Annotated in this window: 4 protein-coding genes; 3 read left to right on the top strand and 1 reads right to left on the bottom strand. The window is 77.9% G+C overall.

All coding sequences use genetic code 11. The features are described 5' to 3' along the window. The 3 genes from GTR00_RS17735 to pheA all read left to right on the top strand — a co-directional run. Positions 1-671, top strand: a 671-nt coding sequence (locus GTR00_RS17735) for a glycosyltransferase 87 family protein (protein ID WP_166612901.1), incomplete at its 5' end; no start/stop codon positions are given. Between the two features lie 76 nt (positions 672-747). Beyond that, positions 748-1,053: a WhiB family transcriptional regulator gene (locus GTR00_RS17730; protein ID WP_166612900.1), complete on the top strand. Its 306-nt coding sequence runs from the start codon at positions 748-750 to the stop codon at positions 1,051-1,053. A gap of 102 nt (positions 1,054-1,155) precedes the next feature. Continuing rightward, positions 1,156-2,091, top strand: a complete 936-nt coding sequence (gene pheA / locus GTR00_RS17725; protein WP_166612899.1) for a prephenate dehydratase — start codon at positions 1,156-1,158, stop codon at positions 2,089-2,091. A gap of 29 nt (positions 2,092-2,120) precedes the next feature. Here the strand turns inward: pheA and GTR00_RS17720 are convergent. After that, positions 2,121-3,166: diacylglycerol/lipid kinase family protein (locus GTR00_RS17720; protein WP_205706090.1), on the bottom strand; the 1,046-nt coding region annotated here is incomplete at its 5' end.

Here is a 3,166-nt window from a genome sequence, read left to right as displayed (position 1 = left end):
TCTTCCTGGTGCACTTCGCGCTCACCCGGCAGTGGCGCGAGCTGCGCAACGCGGTGCTGGCGGCGGCGGGCGTGACGGTGGCGACGTTCCTGGTGGCGCCGGAGGCGTCCCTGGAGTTCTGGACCTCGGCGCTGCTGGACCCGGACCGGCTGGGGCCGAACGCGGGCTCGTCGAACCAGTCGGTGCGCGGCTTCCTGCTGCGCCTGTACCTGTCGGAGCAGCTGACGTCGCTGGTGTGGCTGGTGGCGGCGGGCGCGGCGGCGGTGGCGGGCTTCGCGGTGGCGCGGCGCATGCACCGGCGCGGCGCGCTGGTGGGCGAGGTCGCCGCGTGCGGCGTGGTGGCGCTGCTGGTCTCGCCGGTCTCGTGGCTGCACCACTTCGCGTGGGGCGTGGTGGTGCTGGGCGCGCTGGCCGGTGACGGGCGCGAGCGCCGGCGGGTGGTGGCGGCGCTGGTGGGCTTCGCGCTGCTGTGCGTGGCGTGGCCGTGGTGGGGGGCGAACCTGCTGGCCGAGCGCAGCGTGCCGGTGCCGCTGGCGCGGGCGGTGCAGAGCGGGGACCTGTGGTGGGCGTTCGGCGCGCTGGTGGCGCTGGTGCGCCTGGTGGGGCCCGCGCGGCCGGTCGCGCGGGGTGCGGGGAGGCCCCGGCAGGACTCACCGTACGTGATCGATTAGTAGCTCTGTGTTTAGCCTGCGGTGACCCTGGGCAAGAGCGGTCAGCAAGAACGACTCGTCCACGCCAGGGGGAACCGTGAACCAGACCACGCAGGCGCTGCGCCCGACCGTCGACGCGTGGGAGTGGCAGCTTCGCGGCTCGTGCCGCGACGCCGATCCGGAGCTGTTCTTCCACCCCGAGCTCGAGCGCGGCGCCGCCCGCCAGCACCGCGACGCCGCGGCGCTGGCGGTGTGCGCCGAGTGCCCCGTGCTGCGCCAGTGCCGCGAGCACGTCCTGTCCCACCGCGAGGTCTACGGCGTGTGGGGCGGGCTCACCGAGGACCAGCGCGAGGAGATCTGGAGCGCCCGCCAGGAGCGCCGCCGCCTGCGCCGCGCCGGCTGACGCCCGCCGCGCCGGCCGGCGCGCGCGACCCCGGGCCGGTCCCCGCCCGGGTGCCGCGCGCGCCGACCGGCGCGGCGCGCGGGCGGGATACCGTTCCGCCTCGTGCCCCGCTACGCGTACTTCGGCCCCGTCGGCACCTTCTCCGAGGCGGCGCTGCGCACCGTCGTGCCCGACGCGCCCGCCGAGGCCATGCCCAGCGTCGACGCCACCATCGAGGCCGTGCGCGCCGGCGCCGCCGACGTCGGCTGCGTGCCCATCGAGAACTCCGTCGAGGGCGGCGTGCCCGCCACCCTGGACGGCCTCGCCGCCGGCGAGCCCCTCGTCGTCGTCGCCGAGGTCGTCCTGCCCGTCTCCTTCGTGCTCGCCGCCCGGCCCGGCACGGCCCTGAGCGACGTGCGCCGCGTCAGCACCCACTCCCACGCCTGGGCCCAGGTGCGCCACGGGCTGCAGCAGAGGCTGCCCGGCGTCGCCTACGTGCCGGCCACCTCCACCGCCGCCGCCGCCGAGGCCCTGGCCGCCGAGCGCGACGGCGGGCCCGCCGCCGGCTTCGAGGCCGCCGTGTGCGCGCCCTTCGCCGCCGAGCGCTTCGGCCTGGAGGTGCTCGCCGAGCGCGTCGAGGACCGCTCCGGCGCCCAGACCCGCTTCGTGCTCCTCTCCCGCCCCGGGACGCTGCCCGAGCGCACCGGGCAGGACAAGACCTCCCTGGTGGTCTTCCTGCGCGAGGAGCGCCCCGGCGCGCTGGTGGAGGCCCTGGAGCAGTTCGTCACCCGCGGCATCAACCTCACCCGCATCGAGTCGCGCCCCGCCGGCGACGCCCTGGGCCGGTACTGCTTCTCCATCGACTGCGACGGCCACCTGGCCGACGCCCGCGTCGGCGAGGCCCTCATGGGCCTGCACCGCGTGTGCGAGCGGGTGCGCTTCGTGGGCAGCTACCCGCGCGCCGACGGCGGCGGCACCGTCCTCGGCGACGGCCCCACCGACGCCGACTTCGCCGACGCCCAGCACTGGCTGGACCACCTGCGCGCCGGCGGCGCCTGACCCGGCGGCGCCCGGCCCGCGGCGCCCCCTCAGGGGTGCTGCGGCGGGCAGCGCACCAGCAGCACGCCCGGCTCCACCGCCACGCGCACGCGCAGGGCGGTGCCGATCGGGTCGCCGTCCAGCTCCACCTCCTGCGGCTCGGCGCAGCGCACCTCGAAGGTGCGCCCGCGCAGGCGCTGCACCCGCCGCTGCCCGCGGCGGTCGCGGGTGACGATCGCCCACACCACCTCGCCCCAGGCGATGCCGCCGCGCGGGGAGAGCACCACCGCGTCGAGCAGGCCGTCGTCGACGCGGGCGTCGGGCATGAGCACCAGGTTGCGCGTCAGCCGCCCGCAGTTGCCCACGATCACCGCGCGGGTGCGCACCGGCAGCGGCTTCCCGTCGTCCACGCTGACGCGCACCCGCGCCTGCGGCCCCCACAGCGCCCGCGCCCCGGAGACCACGTACGCGGCGTAGCCGAGGTGCCGCTTGAGGCGGTCCTCCACGCCGGCCATCACCGCCGCGTCGAAGCCCAGGCCCGCCATGACGAGGAACAGGTGCTGCTCGGGGTCGGCGTCCGCGCCGGTGCGGTCCACCGTCAGCCACCCCACGTCCACGGCCGTGTCGGGGGCGGAGAAGACCAGGTCCAGCGCCGCGGCCAGGTCCGCGTGCGGCACGTCCAGGTTGCGCGCCAGCAGGTTGCCCGTGCCCGCCGGCAGCAGGCCCATCGGCACCCCGCTGCCCGTCAGGCCCTCCGCCACCGCGCGCACCGTGCCGTCCCCGCCGACGGCCAGCACGAGGTCCACCCCGGCCGCCAGCGCCTCGCGGGCCTGCTCGGCGCCGCGCTCGGCCGGCGTGGTCTCCAGCCACAGCGGGTCCTGCCAGCCGTGGGAGCGGAAGACCGCCGCCGTGTACGCCTGCCGGCGGCGCAGCGCGTGCTCGTCCAGGTGCGCGAACTTCGAGGGGTTCACCACGATCCCCGCCCGCGGCCGCGCCGGCTGCTCCACCGCCGCCGGCCCGGCGCCCGGCTCGGGGGTGCGCTCCCCGGCCCGCCGCGGCGGGGCGGCGCCCCCCACCAGGGTCCGCAGCCGGCGGG

The sequence above is a fragment of the Kineococcus indalonis genome (assembly GCF_009906395.1).
GTDB lineage: Bacteria > Actinomycetota > Actinomycetes > Actinomycetales > Kineococcaceae > Kineococcus > Kineococcus indalonis.
This window is presented reverse-complemented; position numbering and strand designations above follow the sequence as displayed.